We start from the raw sequence: 16,268 nt of genomic DNA, 5'->3' as shown, positions 1-16,268 counted from the left end.
TGCTGGCGGTGGCTGTGCCCGCGGTGTGGGCTGCCGACAAGCCGTCGGTGACGCTCAACGAGAACAGGAAGACCAATGTCCAGGCCGGTAGCGATACCGAGGACGCGTCGTACCAGTTGGGCAACGCGGTCGTGACGGGCGGCAATAGCTCGTATGTCGTGGTGCAGGTCGACTCCGGCTACTTCATCCCGGACGCGAAGGCGCCGGGCGGCGCGGAGCCGCAGAACGCGTTGGACCAGAACGGCGAGTATGTGGACGGTATTTATGTGGATGCCCGCAACGCGTATAAGTATGTGACGTTCAAAATGGATGACGGCAGTGCGAGCATCACCGCGAACGACCTGCAGACGTATTTGCGGGGTTTGAAGTTCACCATGGACGGCGATACGAAGCAGAACGTGTCGGTCACCGTCGTCGGCTCGTCGCTGAACGCCACGTACAACAACAAGGAGTACGAGACGATCCTCTACAACGGTCACGCGTACGCGTTCATCGACCAGGTTAAGAATTGGGACGAGGCGTATAACGCGGCGAAGGCCACCACTTTTTATGGTGCGAAGGGTCATTTGCTGACCATCGAGTCGGCCGACGAGCACAACCTGATTTACAAGTCCTTCGGCAACGACCCCGGTTGGTTTGGCGCGACGCGTTATACGACTGAGGCTTATGCGAAGAGTAATCCCGATACGTTCGATATCAACAATGATTCCGCGGCATCGGATTATGGTACGGCTTGGTATTGGGTAACGGGCTCAAGCGCCGGAACAAAGATCTTGACCGCCGCCACGGCGACGGACGGTCATGCTCCCGATGGCGTATACACCAACTGGAACCCCGGTGAACCCAACAACTCCGGTGACGATGATCCCAAGAACTTTCATGAAGGTTGTGCCCAGTATGGTGAGGGAGAGACGGGTCAGTGGAATGATATAACGTATGACGATCATAGCTCCGATCACAATCTGGGTTTTTATGTTGAATTTGAGGACTACTCGATTGCGAGCACTGGTAGTGAGTCGTCTGCTTCGGTTGAGCGTGTTGATGTGTCGTATGATTTGGACGATGGCAATGTGACGAGTAGTAATACGGCGTCGAAGGCGTTGGTGGGTGAGGCGTTTAAGACGACGCTGACTGCTACGGATAAGTCTCGTAAGTTGGATGTGTCGTCGGTGTCGGTGTCTGTTGGCGGTAAGAAGCTGACTGCCGATGATTACACGTTTGATGCGACTTCGGGTGTGTTGACGATTCCTGCGGATAAGGTGACGGGTAATGTGTCGGTCTCGGCGAAGGTGTTGCGTCAGGTGGCGTTTGTGCTTGGTGAGGATGCTACGGCGAAGACGTACGGCGAGATGAAGGATAAGTCCACGCCTTTGTCGCTGTCGGTGGAGAACGGCAAGGCGGTTTCCACTGCGACGGGTTACGTGCAGCCTGATGTGAGTATGACTGCTGTTGGTACTGGGGCTGGTAAGAAGTTTGCCGGTTGGAAGTCGAGTGTGGATGGTTCGGTGTATTCGCCGGAGGCTGTGGGCGAGTTTGCGCCGAGTGTGGATGTGACGTTTACTGCTCAGTATGCGGATACGGATAAGATGACGGTCCGGTTCGACTACGCCGGCGGCCAGGATGCGGATAAGGCGTCGTCGAAGACGTTGACGGGCCGTGAGGGCACTTCGTATACCGTGCCGGCCCCGACTCGCGCGGGTTACGCGTTCGCTGGTTGGACCACGACCGCGACGGATGTGACCGCGTCGGGCACGTTCAAGAAGGACGCGACGTTCACGGCCACGTGGACTCCGGTCGAGACCGCGGTGGCGTTCTCCGCGGGCGAGGGTGATAACAAGCACGGCGAGCTGAAGGATACGCCGGCCTCGTTGTCGGTGGTGAGCGAGGATAAGCTGAGCACGGCCGCGAACTATCCCAAGGAGAATGGTCCGACGGTGACGCCGGATGCCGGTTGGAGGTTCCTGTACTGGCAGTCCAGCGTGACCGACGCGGATAACAACGAGACGCTTGGTCCGGTGTATCAGCCGTCGCAGATCGCCGATTTGAAGGCTCAGGCTGGGTTGAAGTTCACTGCGGTGTACGAGCAGCTGCCTGAGGTGAGCGTGGTGTACAGCTTCAACAGCGGCACCGATGCTGACGGTAATACGTCCGTGACGTTGAAGGGCGTGGATGGCACCGAGTATTCCGCTGAGGATCAGGCCAAGGTTCCGGCGAAGGGCGAGTTGACGCGTACGGGTTACACGTTCGACGGCCTGTGGGATGCGACCCCGACGGGCAGGTATGCGTCGGTGACGTATACGGCCCAGTGGAAGCAGAACACCAATAACGTGAATTTCGTGGTGGCCGAGAATGACAAGCACGGCAGTCTGACGGGCAACACGGAGTATTCGGTGCTGACCGGTGAGAAGGTCGGCGGCAAGCCGACGGTGACTGCGGATGGCGGGTATCGTTTTGTTGGCTGGGTGTCCAGCGAGAACGGCAAGGTGTATTCGCAGGACAGCGTGGACGCGTATGTCGTGTCGGGCGCGAACAAGGACATTACGTTTACGGCGAAGTTTGTGCCGGAGTCGAGTGTGGAGGTGCATTACAACTACGCCGGCGGCTACAACAAGAACGGTGACTCCTCGCTGGTGTTGACCGGCCTGGAGGGCGCGGAGTATTCCGACGCGGACAAGACCGCCGCGGCGGAGGAGCCGACGCGTACGGGTTACACGTTCAAGCAGTGGGACAAGGAGTTGTCGACGACGTATCAGTCGGTGACGTACACGGCCGAGTGGACGGTGAACCCGAATACGGTGACGTTCCTGCCGGGTGACAACGGCACGCTGACGGACGACACGCAGTACACGGTGAACTCGGGCGAGAAGGTCACGGGCGAGCCGACCGCGAACGCGACGGCCGGGTACACGTTCGTGGGTTGGAAGTCCAGCGAGGACGACCTGCTGTACGGCAAGGACGGCGTGAAGGACAAGTACGTCGTGTCCGGCCTGAACCGGAATGTGACGTTCACCGCGCAGTACGAGCCGAACAATGGCGCGAAGGCGGTGTTCAATGCGAACGGCGGCCTGGTGGACGGCAAGTCCAGTGTGACCCGTGAGGGCAAGCAGGGCGAAACCTATACCAAGCCTTCGAACCCGACGCGTGACGGTTACACGTTCGTCAAGTGGGTGGACGCGGATGGCAATGAGCCGTCCGGCAAGTACGCCACTGATGGCACGACCGTGTACACGGCTCAGTGGGAGGCTGATTCGTATGGTGTGTCGTTCAAGCAGGGTGATCACGGCGCGCTGACGGGCACCTTGGACTATCAGGTTGCCACGGACGCGAAGCTGTCCGACGCCAATGTTGTGGCTCCGAAGGTTGAGGCGGAGGCCGGTTGGTCTCTGGTTGGCTGGCAGTCCGAGGAGTTCGGCCTGGTGACTTCCGACCAGCTGGCCAATCTGGTCATGCCGGCCAAGAGTGTGGAGTTTACGGCGCAGTATGCGCAGAACGCGACGGCCACGGTGACGTTCAGCTTCGACGGCGGCACGGACGCGGCGGGTAACGCGTGGACGGTCCTGTCGGGCCCGTTGGGCACGAAGTACGATGTTCCCGCGAATCCGACGAAGGACGGCTACACGTTCAGGCAGTGGGACAAGCAGGATAAGGTCACGGGCACGTTCGACGAGGCGTCGTTGCAGGTGACCGCCCAGTGGGACGCGAACAAGAACACCCTGACGTTCAATAAGGGTGATCACGGCACGCTGAAGGGCACCACCGGCTACACGGTGGCGACCGACACGAAGCTGTCGGATGCGAAGGTCAGCGCCCCGGAGGTCGCTCCCGAGGCGGGCTGGTCGTTCGTCGGCTGGCTGAGCGACGAGTTCGGCCTGGTCACCAGCGATGAGCTGGCGAACCTGACCATGCCCGGCAAGGACGTGACCCTGACGGCGCAGTATGTGCAGAATTCGACCGGTGTGGTGGTGTTCGCCTACAACGGCGGCACGGACAAGGACGGCAAGGCGTCCAATATCCAGTCCGGCGCTTTGGGCACCGCGTACACCGCGCCCGCCGACCCGACGCGCACGGGTTACACGTTCACCGGTTGGGACCGCGACGCGAGCGGCACGTTCAAGCAGTCGTTCCTGCAGATCAACGCCACGTGGAAGGCGAACACGTACAAGCTGACCTACAAGCTCGACGGCGGTTCGGACCCGAAGAACCCGGGCACGTACACGTATGGCGTGGGCGCGACCCTGAAGAACCCGACGAGGGAGGGTTACACGTTCGCCGGCTGGGCCGACGCGAAGGGCAACCTCGTCAGTGGCATCAGCGCGTCCGACACCGGTGACAAGACGTTGACGGCGAAGTGGACGAAGAACGCGAGCACCGACGGGCTGAACCCGGACGGCGGCACGATCCCGTCCGACTGGACCGGCTCCGACGGCCAGCTGCCGATCCCGACTCGTGACGGTTACAAGTTCGATGGCTGGTTTGACGAGGACGGCAACCAGGTGACCACGTTGAAGGATGCGGTGGGCAAGAACCTGACGGCCAAGTGGACGAAGATCGACGACGCGTTCGACCCCGGCGACGGCACCCTCCCCAAGGATTGGACCGGCGCGGACGGCGAGCTGCCGACCCCGACGCTGCCTGGTTACAAGTTCGACGGCTGGTATGACGAGGACGGCAACCAGGTCACCACCGTCAAGGATGCGGTGGGCAAGAAGCTGCATGCGAAGTGGACGAAGATCGACGACGCGTTCAACCCCGACGGCGGCACGCTGCCCGACGATTGGACGGGCGAGGATGGCGAGCTGCCGACCCCGACGCGTGACGGCTACCGTTTCGACGGCTGGTACGACGAGAACGGCAACAAGGTCACCACCCTCAAGGAGGCCGCCGGCAAGAAGCTGACCGCCCACTGGACCAAGCTGCCCACGACGTTCGACGTGGACGGCGACGTGACCCTGCCCGACGACTGGACCGGCGAGGACGGCAAACTGCCCGTTCCCACCAAGCCGGGTTACAAGTTCGACGGCTGGTACGACGAGGACGGCAACCCCGTGACCAACGCGGAGGACGCGGCCGGTAAGAAGCTGCACCCGAAGTGGACCCCGGTCGACGAGGCGTTCGACCCGGACGGCGGCACTTTGCCGGACAATTGGACGGGTGAGGATGGCAAGCTGCCGGTTCCGACCAAGCCTGGTTATAAGTTCGATGGCTGGTATGACGAGGACGGCAACCTGGTCACGAACACCGAGGACGCGGCCGGCAAGAAGCTGCACCCCAAGTGGACCCCGGTCGACGACGCGTTCGACACGGACGGCGGCAACCTCCCCTCCAACTGGACCGGCGAGGACGGCAAGCTCCCCTTGGCGTACAAGCCCGGTTACAAGTTCGATGGCTGGTATGACGAGCAGGGCAACCTGATCACCAGCGTCGAGGATGCGATCGGCAAGAAGCTGCACGTCAAGTGGACCAGCATCGCCGACGCGTTCGACCCGAACGGCGGCAACATCCCGGCCGACTGGACGGGTGAGGACGGCAAGCTGCCGACCCCGACTCGTGACGGTTACCAGTTCGACGGCTGGTACGACGACGAGGGCAACCTCATCACCAGCCTGGAGGATGCGATCGGCAAGAAGCTGCACGCCCGCTGGAGCAAGGTGAACGCCCTGGCCTCCACCGGCGCCACCGGCCTGACCGCCGCCCTGACCGCCTTGGCCCTGGCCGCTACCGGCTTCGCCGCTAGCGCTCTGCGCCGCCGCCGCTCCCACTGACCGGCCCGGGCAATCGCCCGATCCACCGAGCTGGGCTAACGCCCAGCTCCCCGGCCGGACCGGTCTAACCGACCGGTCCACCGGCCCGGATCGGGCCTGACCGCCCGGTCCAACCAGCCGGTTGACGGTTTCCGAAAGGCGGGGGACATGGGGCTCGCGCCCCGTGGTTCCCCGCCTTTCCTCATATCATTTCGACCGGGCACGCCTCCCCTTTTACTGTCATTTCGACCGGAGGCCGCCAGGCCGGAGCGGAGAAATCTTTCAGCCGACGCCATATCCCGGCAAGGCAAGATTTCTCCACTCGCTGCGCTCGGTCGAAATGACAACAACCAAATAAGGCCGCGGTCGGAATGGCACGCGGCTCCTTATCTCCCCGTGTTTGGGTTTGCGCGCTCGCGACGCTATCGCTGCTCGCTGTTTGCGAACAGTCCACTGGACTGTTCGTCCCGGTCGAAATGACAACAACCGGGGCAACCCCGGCCGGAATGACAATGACCGGCCGGCCCCGGTCGAAATGACGATAATTAACAAGGACGGTGTGTGATGAGTGAGTCGCAGGTGTTTACGTCGGGTCAGCGGGCGTATTTGTCGTCGTTGGCTGCGGTGGACATGGTGGACGCGTCCTCGCGTATCCATTACGCGGACTGGTTCCGTATCGAGTGCATGCGCCGCTACCGGGAGGGTGAGAAGCCGGTGGACCTGTTCCGCCAGGCCGGCCTTGATCCCAAGCTCGTGGGCCACAAGCGCATCGAACGCGCCTTCGCCCGCTGGAAACGCACCCCCGAACCACTCCACCCCAAACCACCCAAACCCAAATCCCGCGACACCGCCTCTGACCCATACGATCCGCGTGACCCCCGCGACCGCCTCATCGCCGCCCAAGCCCTACGCATCCAACAGCTAGAAGAGGAGATCCGCTTCCTCAAGCGAACATAACCGCGTTACCCCCAAACAGACATAACCGCGCTACTCTCAAGCGCACATAACCGCGTTACCCTTAAACAGGCATAGACACGTTACTCTCAGACAGACATAGACGGCTTCTGGAGCGGATGTCGCTGTGTGAGACGTAAGACTTGGCCTACCGGCCCGGAGGGTGTCGAACGCGGCGACATCCGCTCCCAAGACACGTACATTGCTCATCTGACGTACTTTCCCGTTGTTTTGGTTGCCGGTATGCATCCCGAGAACTGTGATTCGTGGTTGCGCCAATCACATGTTTGGGTTTGCGCGCAGTTCCTGCCAGTAAACCGGACGCGATAGCCCTCGCCGCAGCCAACCCGAAGAAAAACGTGAATATGGAAGAATGCTCGCGGCATCAACGCCAATAGGAGCTGACAATCCTGAGATGTTTCCCTGAACGGCACACAGAAGGCGATAACACATCGGTTTTGAGGAGTGAAATAGGAACGAAGGTTCCCAACCGTTCGCCCCTTTTGTTTTTCTGATGGGACAGCCCGAGCGCCCATTCCCCGGTTCCCGCGAAAATCACAATCCCGCTCTTGGCCGACTCCACGATGTACTCGGCATCGTCCACGTTCTCAAACACCGAAGCGGCGATCTCCACCTTCTTCCCCGTGTTCTCGCGCCGTTTCCCGACCGATGCCCCGCGTCCGGAATGCCTGTGCGAGTAGTCGACATGCGATGCCGGGAAATCTGGAGATACGATGTCATCGAAGAATCTTTCCTGCTTGGCGTAACGGGTTTTGTTCTTGTCTTCGTAATATTCAAATCCGCACAGATGGGCGAAAAGCGATTTGGGAAAGACCACACCGACTTCACGCCCGTCTTCAAGAACCAGCACAAGGGTTCCCGACCTACTCAGCTTCCCGTAGGCCGTACGGGCATCACCGGCGATGATCCTGAGCCAGCGGGCTTTTTCCTGGCTGAGATTGGACATCGGTTTCCCTCCGGCGAGAAAGACAAGGGGACGGAATCGAAACGTTCCGTCCCCTTGCATGGGTCTTCGACGCCTACTGCGAGGCATTGGCGCCCCGGCCTTACCCGGGTGCGCTGGCTCGTCCTTCCCGGTTCTCACGGGTTTCGCACGGACGGGATGCTACACCTTCCTAACGGTTCCGGGCTTTCGCCTTCGTGAAGGTATCCGGCAGTGACCTCCATCCAGCCTTCCGCCGCTCCGACCGACCGGTAATCGGTTTGGGGATTGGCCGTAAAGATTGGATGCGGCCCATCCTATGCCGTATGAAACACCACTGTCAACATCTTCCGCATACCGAAACGGAAATAATCGAAAACTGGGGAATGCAATCCGTCGCGCCTCGCCCCGCCGTTAAACCGCTTAGATGCAGAGAGCCGGTGCCCGAAGACACCGGCTCAAATGGCTTGGCTTATGGCGGTTATCGTCATATGCCTCGCGCCATCAGTGGATTCCACCATGGCCGACATCGTCATAACGTCCCTGGCCGTCTAGACGATGAGAAACAGCCGTCAGTAACGGCAACTCTCGGACTCATCCGCGCTTGCGCGGGCAAACCCCTTTACAATCTACACCGCCCTGCCAAGTGTTTGCAACCACCACTAGAAACTACGCTCCAGTCCGCGAGTTTGTTTGCGGACGGTGGGTCTGTTGGCTGATATCGTAAGTTGGCTTGGAATCATTGGCTTTTCGGCGCTCTACTGACAAAATTACATAGGGTCTAGTGACAGAATTACATAAACCCTACTGACAGAATTACATAAGGTCTACTGAAAGAATTGCATAAACCCTACTGAAAGAATTGCATAAACCCTACTGAAAGAATTGCATAAGGTCTATTGACAAAATTACATAAACTCTACTGAAAGAATTGCATAAGGTCTATTGGCAGAACGGCTACTCTAGTTTGCCGCGTTGCCGTAGGGCGGCGCCGTGCTCCAGCGATTTAATCGTTTCCAGATACGCACGATCCACAGGCGTCAACTGGTGGTCTTCTTTGCGGCGGTATCGCTCATATTCGGCAAATGCCTTCTCCTGCGCCTGACGATGACTCACCGACCCGGCCCCCTCAAGCACACCCTTGCCATAAACGGCGGTGAATTTATCCAACTCGGCAACCCAATCCTTCATAAACATGGGCTCATGACTGCTTGCGCGCAGTTCCGCCAAATCGAAGAACGCCGACACCAGACGGTGCAAGGTGAACAACTCATCCTCGGACAGATAGTTCTTCGCCACCGCGACGTCTTTTTTCTGCACCCGGGTGCCGGTGAAATTCGTCAGCCCCATATTCGGGCGCTCCGCATCGGCTCGCTCGAACACAATCTCCGCGGCGGTGTGGCCGGAAGCCGCATAATGCAGCTTGTTCTGCACCATGCTGAAGAATTTGGTGGATTCTTCAGCCCGAGGGTTGTAATCCATGCTGGTGGCATATAAGTCGAGAACTTGCCGGTACAGCATTTTCTCGCTGGCGCGAATGTCGCGAATCCGTTCGAGCAGTTCCTGCCAGTAACCGGACACGCCGCCGTTCTTCAGCAACTCGTCGTTGAGCGCGAATCCTTTCTGCAGGTACTCGTGAAGCACGCGCGTCGCCCATTGGCGGAACTGGGTGCCGCGCGTGGAGCGGACACGATAGCCCACGGCGATGATGAGGTCGAGATTGTAATGGCTGACATTATAGTTTTTGCCATCTGAGGCAGTTGTTCGGAATTTCCGAACAACTGCCTCAGGATTGAGTTCCCCCTCATCAAAAATATGCCGAATGTGTTCACTGATACTCGCCTTACTGGAGTCGAAAAGTTGTACCATCTGCGCCTGAGACAGCCACAGCGTTTCGCCCTCGAACCTGACGTCGATTTGAGTGTGCCCGTCGTCCGAGCGATACATGATGAACTGCCCGTCCAATGCCTCCGCCTTTCTGAAGTCGCCTTCAAACCCATATCTAGCTGAAGGCTTTTTGCGCCGCAACCGACCCGAAGAAAAATGTGGATATGTGGATAAGTGATGTGAGCCTCGCGTGCTTTGCCTTCCGATGACGGAACACAAAAAGCTACTCTAGTTTGCCGCGGTGCCATAGGGTGGCGCCGTGCTGGAAATCCTTGGCGGTGGTGGCGAGGTTGCCGGCGGTGTGCAGCAGGCGGGCCGCTTTGGTGCGAACCAGCTTCTCCCTTTCGGGGTCGTGGGGTTGGAGCTGCGCGGCTTGGGCGGTCATGCGTTTCGCCTCGATACGCAAACCCAGCGCCACCACGTCGGTGAACGCGGCGGCTCGGTTCAGCGCCACGGCGAAATCGCCGGTGAACGCGCCCGAAAGAATCGAATCGGCGGTGCGGGCGATGTCCTCCTCGGTGGGCGCCTGATCCACGCCGGCTATCGCGGAGGCGCTGGTCGCCACCGGTTCGCCCACGCGCCACAGCCTGGCGATGGACTCGCGGTGCGTCCTCATCCACGAGCGCAACAGATACAAGCGCCACAGAATGCCCGGCAGGGAATCCGGCTCGGCTCGGCTCCACAGTTCGGCGATTTCATCGACGCCCACCGTCTCCACCAGCGTCAGCACCCGCTCAACCACGGCCGGATCTTCGCTGTGACGCACGCGGTCCAGCAGCGCCGCGGCCGAGAGATGGCTGATTTCGCTGATTTCCTGCGGATCCATGCCTCCGGCGATATTGTCTGCCACCGAAGGGTCGAGTTGCGCCGGGCGCGCGGGGCGCATCGAACCCAAGCGCGTGGGAGAGAAACCGGCACTTGAGGTGCGCAAGGAGCCGAAGCCGGGGCCGCTCGCACCGGCGGAACGTCGCGCCGAAGCGTGCGAAGCTGCGGCAGCAGCCGAGGAATTGGACGACTCGGACGCGCCGGACGCGTTGGCCCCAAACTCCCCGGATGACGATGACGACCTAGTAGACAAGCGGCACCACCTTCTGAATATCGATGATGCGCACCCCCGCGCCGCCCTCCTCGGGGACGGCGAACAGCGCCAACGCCGTGCCCGTCGTCATATAAGGCGATTTGGCGATCAGACGCTTGGCCAGCGATTTCGACGCGCACAACCCGCGCAGATGCTCGAACATGCCGCCGATCACCGGCCTGTGCATACAAACCGCCGTGGGCGTGTGCCGCTCGAGCGCGCTGAGCATCTCGCCATAAAAGCACCGCCAGGCGGCTTCGGGGCCGGCCGCGAACGCATCCTCGGTGAGCGGCTCGAGCATGACCATGCGCCGGTCCGTCTGCCAAGAGAACATCTCGATGGTCTCCATGCAACGAATCCACGGCGAGGTGCACAGACGCACCGGGTTGAAGCACGCGAGTTCGTGGCTCAGCGCGAACGCGCAAGCCGCCCCGCGCGGCGTGAGGGGCCGGTTCGCGTCGCTGCCTTTCCACGACTTGCGCGGCTCGGCCTTGCCGTGGCGCACGAGGAGGAACGGCACCGCCCGCTCGGCCCCCTCCTCGATGCGGTCGACGAATGTGGCAAGCAGATCCTTGTCGGTGGAATGGGAGAGTTTTTTTCGCGCCTCGGCCACGGTGAGCCAGCGCACCTCGTCGATTTCGCCCGCGTCGGCGCGATGTACCGGGCCGAACGCCGCGCCGCGCCGCCGCCCGTCCTCCTCGCTGATGGGCGTGGCCATCCAGAACAGCACATGCTTGGAATCCACCGTGCGGTTCTTGGTGTGCCGGCTTTTCTTGCCCTCCTCATTCAACGGGTATTCGACCTCGCCAAGATACGGCCCGAGCGCCACGGGAACGCCGGTTTCCTCGCCGATTTCACGCACCGCGGCATGACGGTGCGATTCGTTGGGGTCGAGTTTGCCTTTCGGCCAACTCCAGTCGCCGTATTTCGGACGATGCACCAAGCAGACTTCGATCTCGCCCGGCTGGCGGCTCTCGTCCGCGCCATCCGTGCCATTCGCACCGTCCGCACCACCGTCCCCACCCCGCCTTCGGCGGTACACAATACCGCCGGCGGCCTCGATAACTCGCTTCACAGTCGCGCCCACCGATTTCCCGATTCCAATTAGTTATGGGAACTCGGCCGGCGCTGATGCTGCTTGATCAGGTATTCCTGGCAGTCCACCAGCGGGCGATCCTCGTCGCCTTTGGCATGGCGCTTGTAAGAGCCGTCCGGCTGCATGTGCCAGCTGACGGTGGAATCGGCCATCTGCAAATCGATGTACTTGAGCAGCTCGTCCACCTGCTCGGGCGCGGTGATGCGCACCAGCGCCTCCACGCGGCGGTCGAGGTTGCGGTGCATCAGATCAGCCGAACCAATCCACACCTCCGGGCCGGACATCGGGCCTTCGCCAATCTGCGGGCCGTCGGAGTTACAAAAAGCATAGATGCGGCTGTGCTCCAGGAAACGCCCCAAAATCGAACGCACGCGGATGTTCTCGCTCAAGCCGGGCACGCCGGGCTTCAGCGAGCAGATCCCGCGCTCGACGATGTCGATCTTCACGCCGGCCTGGCTGGCGCGATACAGCGCGTCAATGGTTTTCTCGTCCACCACCGAATTGACCTTGATCTTGATCCACGCCTCCTTGCCGGCGCGCGCGGCGTCCTCCTCGCGGCGAATCCGCTGAATCAAGCCGGTGCGAATGGTGCGCGGCGCCACCAGCAAACGATGGAAACTCGACTTCGGCGCATACCCGCTCAACTGGTTGAACAGGCGCGTCATATCCTGGCCGACCACCGGGTCGCAAGTCAGCAACCCCAAATCGGTGTAAATACGCGCGGTCTTCGGGTTGTAATTGCCGGTGCCCACGTGGCAGTATCGCCTCAAACCATCCTGCTCCTGGCGCACCACCTCGATGAGCTTGCAGTGGGTCTTCAACCCCACGATGCCATACACCACATGCACGCCGGCACGTTCGAGCTTGCGCGCCCAGGCGATGTTGGCATCCTCGTCGAAACGCGCCTTGATCTCCACCAGCGCCAGCACCTGCTTGCCCGCGTGCGCCGCGTCGACCAGCGCGTCGATAATCGGCGAATTGGAGCTGGTGCGATACAGCGTCTGCTTGATGGCCAGCACCTTCGGGTCGGCGGCGGCCTGCGCCAGGAACGCCTGCACCGACGTGGAGAAGGAATCATACGGATGGTGCAACAGAATGTCGCGCTCGCGGATGGCCGCGAAAATATCCTGCGCGCGGCTCGACTCGACTTCCGCGATCTGGCGGTTCGTAGTCGGGATGAACGCGCGGTTCTTCAAGTCCGGCCGGTCGATGCTGCCCAGCTCGAACAGCACCGTCATGTCGAGCGGGGTGGGCAGTCGATACACCTCGTCGTTGCTCACGCGCAGCTGGCTGGCGAGCAGTTGGGAGAGGAACGGGCTGGTCTCGTTGGAAATCTCCAGGCGAATCGGCGGCCCGAAACGGCGGCGCAGCAGCTCTTTCTCCATGGCGTTGAGCAGGTTCTCGGCGTCGTCCTCCTCCACGTCGATGTCCTCGTTGCGGGTCACGCGGAAGGAGCGCGCCTCCTTGACGATCATGCCGGGGAACAGCGATTCAAGGTGCGCGATGATAAGGTTCTCCATCGTGATGAAGCCATAGCGCTCCTCCTTGGACTCCTCGTCGGTCATGTCGTCCACCGGCACCAGGCGGTTCAGATTGCCGGGAATCTTGACGCGCGCGAAATGCGACTTGCCGGAGGCCGGGTTCTCCACCAGCACCGCAAGATTGATGGATCCGCCGGAAATATAAGGGAACGGATGGGCCGGGTCCACGGCCAGCGGGGTGAGCACCGGGAACACCTGCTGGCGGTAATAGCGCGACAGGCGCTCCTGCTCGGCGGTGGTAAGCTTGTCCCAGCTCAGCAGCACCACGTGCTCTTCGGCGAGAGCGGGCAAAATATTGTCGATTACATAATGGGCGTGCTCGTCCTGCAGGGCGTGCGCTTGCTCGCTGATGGCGCGCAGTTGCTGGCGCGGGCTCAAGCCGGAGGGGGAGGACACGGCGATGCCCGAATCGATGCGGCGCTTCAGGCCCGCCACGCGCACCATGAAGAACTCGTCGAGGTTGTTGGCGAAAATCGCCGCGAAATTCGAGCGCTCGAGCAGCGGCTGGTCTTCGTCTTGGGCGAGCTCGAGCACGCGCTTGTTAAACTTGAGCCAGCTCAGCTCGCGGTCGAAAAAGCGGTCGGTGGGCAGGGGCGCCTCGCCTTCCATGGTCTCGCGCTTGTCGTTCTTGTCCGTTTCTGCAATGTGCTCCGCAATCTGACTGCGCAGAATCGCTTTCGAGGGTGCGTCAAAAATCTGTGCCATACGATTTATCCTAAACTTTCTGCCGAGGGATAGTCCAGCGAGTAAACAAAAGTTCAACAGGGGTTTACATTTCGTCCCATCTGTGCGGTTATTCACGTCGTGTGTTCCGTTCCGTGTCATTTCGGGCGCAACGTGTGTTCCGTTCCGTGTCATTTCGACCGAGCGTCAGCGAGTGGAGAAATCTCGCCCCGTCAGGGGCGGCAGGCATGTTGCCGGTAAACGCGCTGAGAACCGGATGGGCGGACTCTGTGTTTGTAGCGCACTGGACTCATTCTGTCCACTGTGTCCATTCTGACCATTTCGTGGTAGAGTGGATGGGGTAGGAAAGGAACGGCCATGAACATCACAACCGCGAAAGCAGGCATGTCGGGCACCGCGCAACTGTCCGATGGCAGGGGCAATGTAATCGAGTTGACGGCCGAGGAATACGAGCGTGCCCGCGAGGCTGTGCTGAACACGGCCGGGCAGGCGGCCGAACATATTACGACGGGTGAGGCGGCGAAAATTCTGGGGGTGTCGCGCAGAACCGTCATGCGCATGCTCGACGACGGGCTTATGCCGTATACCAGGCTGGGGAGCCAGTCGTATCGGTATATGAGGCTCAATGATGTGCTGGAGTACAGGAAGCGCAGCGAGCACGAGCGTCGCGAATCCCTCGACCAGGTCCGTGAAATCATGGATTCCGTCGACGTGCCCGATGGCACCTTCGCCGACTACATCAGGCAGTTCGGCTGATCGGGGCGCGGAGTGAGGGTCTTCCTCGACGCCAATGTATTCGTGGTCAAATGGATTAACGACGTGATCCTTTCCTTCGGCGAGGCTTCCTTGTGCGAATTGTCGTGGAGTTCCAAGGTGCTTGACGAGGCCCGCGCCCCGTTGAAGCGTCTATGCAGACTCGACGATGATTCGATGGCGAGGTTCCTTCAGGCCATGAATAGGGCGTTCCCCTAGGTCATGACCGATGGCTGGGAACCGCTCGAAGACACGATAACGCTGCCGGACCCCGATGACCGGCATGTGGTGGCCGCCGCCCGACAGGCCGGGGCGGAATCGATCGTCACGTTCAATCTCAGGCATTTTCCATTGGAAGCGCTATCGGGTTATGGTTTGGCGTCCGAATCCCCCGATACGTTTCTTACCCGCATCGCCGACGCGCATCCCGAGGAGACGTTACGCATCATGACCAGGCTCGTTTCCTCGAAGAAACGCCCGCCGCGCACCATGCAGGAGGAAATCCAGCATCTTGAGAACACCGGCGCGCCGCTGTTCGCCTCGCGACTGCGTTCCCTTTTTCGTATGTGACGAAGCCCCCCGCTTCCCTCCCGCCGCCTTGGCAAAATGTTGCGGAAGTCGGATTGGTGGGCTCTGTGATTCGGGTTCTGCCGGCAACGATGTTGTTGCACTAACGTAAACAACTCGTTCTTGGCGCGTCTCAGGTCGCAGTGCTTATTGCTATCGTTTTCGGTTTGTCTCAGTTGCAGTGCTGTCGTCTTTGTTTTTAGTGTGTTCCGTTCGGTTTGCGTGTTGTTTGGCTATTGCGGTGTTTGGCGGCGGATGTTGCCGTGTTCGACACCCCCGGACGAACAGCCCAGTGGGCTGTTCGTTTCGATATCAACGTGCGGCGTCATTTTGCGGTGGTAGTCCGTCCCATGCCTTCTGTAGACCCGTGCCGACGCTGCGAACTCGTTTCCTGCGTGCTTGAGTCACAGTGTGCGTTGCTATTGTTCTTGGTCTGTTTTAAGTCGCAGTGCGTTTGCTATTGTTCCTGGTTTGTCTTGGGTTGCGGTGCCTGTTTTCGCTGTTCTCAGTGTGCGTTTTGCTGTTCTGTTTTGGTTTCTGTGTTGTTTGACTGGTCCGGTGTTTGGCGGCGGATGTTGCCGTGTTCGACACCCTCCGGGCCGGTAGGCCAAGTCTTACGTCTCACACGGCAACATCCGCCTAGGGCATCTTGGCGTAGCCGGTTCGGCCCGTCCTAGGCTCCCGCTGGCGGGAGCTGTCGGCCGTCAGGCTGACTGAGGGTGGTTCCACCAGACACGTGCTTAGTGGGACCACCCTCAGTCGCGCATCCGCGCGACAGCTCCCGCCAGCGGGAGCCCTAGGCTTGGTTCCTTGCCATTTTGGTGCAGAGTGTCCCCGTCCTTTGTCATTTCGAGCGGAGGCGTAGCCGGAGTCGAGAAATCTCGCCCCGCAGGGGCGGTGTGCGTGCTGCCGGTGTGTGTGCTGGCTCGGGGGAATGATTTCCCCCTTGTATTTTTCATGGGTCTTGCGTTTTCTGTGGTGTGCTCGTTTCTTTGGTTCCTGTTTTTCCGGGGATTTGTACGGG

9 protein-coding genes are annotated in these 16,268 nt (G+C 60.6%); 4 read left to right on the top strand and 5 right to left on the bottom strand.

The annotated features are described in order from the left end of the window. Positions 1-14: 14 nt before the first annotated feature. Together G1C94_RS05230 and G1C94_RS05225 are read left to right on the top strand one after the other, a co-directional pair. Positions 15-5,762 carry an InlB B-repeat-containing protein gene (locus G1C94_RS05230; RefSeq protein ID WP_216656884.1) on the top strand — a complete coding sequence of 1,916 codons (5,748 nt, stop codon included), beginning with the start codon at positions 15-17 and terminating at the stop codon, positions 5,760-5,762. Positions 5,763-6,305: 543 nt separating this feature from the next. Then, positions 6,306-6,698 carry a hypothetical protein gene (locus tag G1C94_RS05225; RefSeq protein WP_172145651.1) on the top strand — a complete coding sequence of 131 codons (393 nt, stop codon included), beginning with the start codon at positions 6,306-6,308 and terminating at the stop codon, positions 6,696-6,698. Positions 6,699-7,080: 382 nt separating this feature from the next. Here the strand turns inward: G1C94_RS05225 and G1C94_RS05220 are convergent, their stop codons facing one another. The 5 genes from G1C94_RS05220 to G1C94_RS05200 form a co-directional block, all read right to left on the bottom strand. Next, positions 7,081-7,662, bottom strand: coding sequence for a hypothetical protein (locus tag G1C94_RS05220; protein ID WP_172145649.1), 582 nt, complete (start codon positions 7,660-7,662; stop codon positions 7,081-7,083). Positions 7,663-8,595: 933 nt separating this feature from the next. Beyond that, positions 8,596-9,603 (bottom strand): virulence RhuM family protein, encoded by a 1,008-nt coding sequence (locus G1C94_RS05215; RefSeq protein ID WP_216656882.1) that lies wholly within the window; start codon positions 9,601-9,603, stop codon positions 8,596-8,598. 145 nt (positions 9,604-9,748) lie between these two features. Beyond that, positions 9,749-10,411, bottom strand: coding sequence for a hypothetical protein (locus G1C94_RS05210; protein WP_253902325.1), 663 nt, complete (start codon positions 10,409-10,411; stop codon positions 9,749-9,751). Positions 10,412-10,592: 181 nt separating this feature from the next. Further along, positions 10,593-11,702, bottom strand: coding sequence for an NUDIX hydrolase (locus G1C94_RS05205; RefSeq protein WP_417852148.1), 1,110 nt, complete (start codon positions 11,700-11,702; stop codon positions 10,593-10,595). Positions 11,703-11,707: 5 nt separating this feature from the next. Further along, the gene (locus G1C94_RS05200) at positions 11,708-13,945 is read right to left on the bottom strand and encodes an RNA degradosome polyphosphate kinase (RefSeq protein ID WP_172145645.1); all 2,238 of its coding nucleotides are present in this window, start codon (positions 13,943-13,945) and stop codon (positions 11,708-11,710) included. A gap of 336 nt (positions 13,946-14,281) precedes the next feature. Between G1C94_RS05200 and G1C94_RS05195 the strand changes: the two genes are divergently transcribed. Beyond that, positions 14,282-14,680 carry a helix-turn-helix domain-containing protein gene (locus G1C94_RS05195; RefSeq protein ID WP_172145643.1) on the top strand — a complete coding sequence of 133 codons (399 nt, stop codon included), beginning with the start codon at positions 14,282-14,284 and terminating at the stop codon, positions 14,678-14,680. A 219-nt stretch (positions 14,681-14,899) separates the two neighbouring features. Further along, positions 14,900-15,247: a VapC50 family PIN domain-containing toxin gene (locus G1C94_RS05190; protein ID WP_172145641.1), complete on the top strand. Its 348-nt coding sequence runs from the start codon at positions 14,900-14,902 to the stop codon at positions 15,245-15,247. Positions 15,248-16,268: the final 1,021 nt, after the last annotated feature.

Source organism: Bifidobacterium panos, from assembly GCF_012932445.1.
GTDB lineage: Bacteria > Actinomycetota > Actinomycetes > Actinomycetales > Bifidobacteriaceae > Bifidobacterium > Bifidobacterium panos.
Note: the sequence above shows the minus strand (reverse complement) of the source record. Positions and strands in the feature narration are given on the sequence as shown.

Bases quoted from the DNA above. Each gene is read 5' to 3' on its own strand.
- G1C94_RS05225 (WP_172145651.1), top strand. From the start codon at position 6,306: ATGAGTGAGTCGCAGGTGTTTACGTCGGGTCAGCGGGCGTATTTGTCG.
- G1C94_RS05195 (WP_172145643.1), top strand. From the start codon at position 14,282: ATGAACATCACAACCGCGAAAGCAGGCATGTCGGGCACCGCGCAACTG.
- G1C94_RS05220 (WP_172145649.1), bottom strand. From the start codon at position 7,662: ATGTCCAATCTCAGCCAGGAAAAAGCCCGCTGGCTCAGGATCATCGCC.
- G1C94_RS05190 (WP_172145641.1), top strand. From the start codon at position 14,900: ATGACCGATGGCTGGGAACCGCTCGAAGACACGATAACGCTGCCGGAC.
- G1C94_RS05200 (WP_172145645.1), bottom strand. From the start codon at position 13,945: ATGGCACAGATTTTTGACGCACCCTCGAAAGCGATTCTGCGCAGTCAG.
- G1C94_RS05210 (WP_253902325.1), bottom strand. From the start codon at position 10,411: ATGCGCCCCGCGCGCCCGGCGCAACTCGACCCTTCGGTGGCAGACAAT.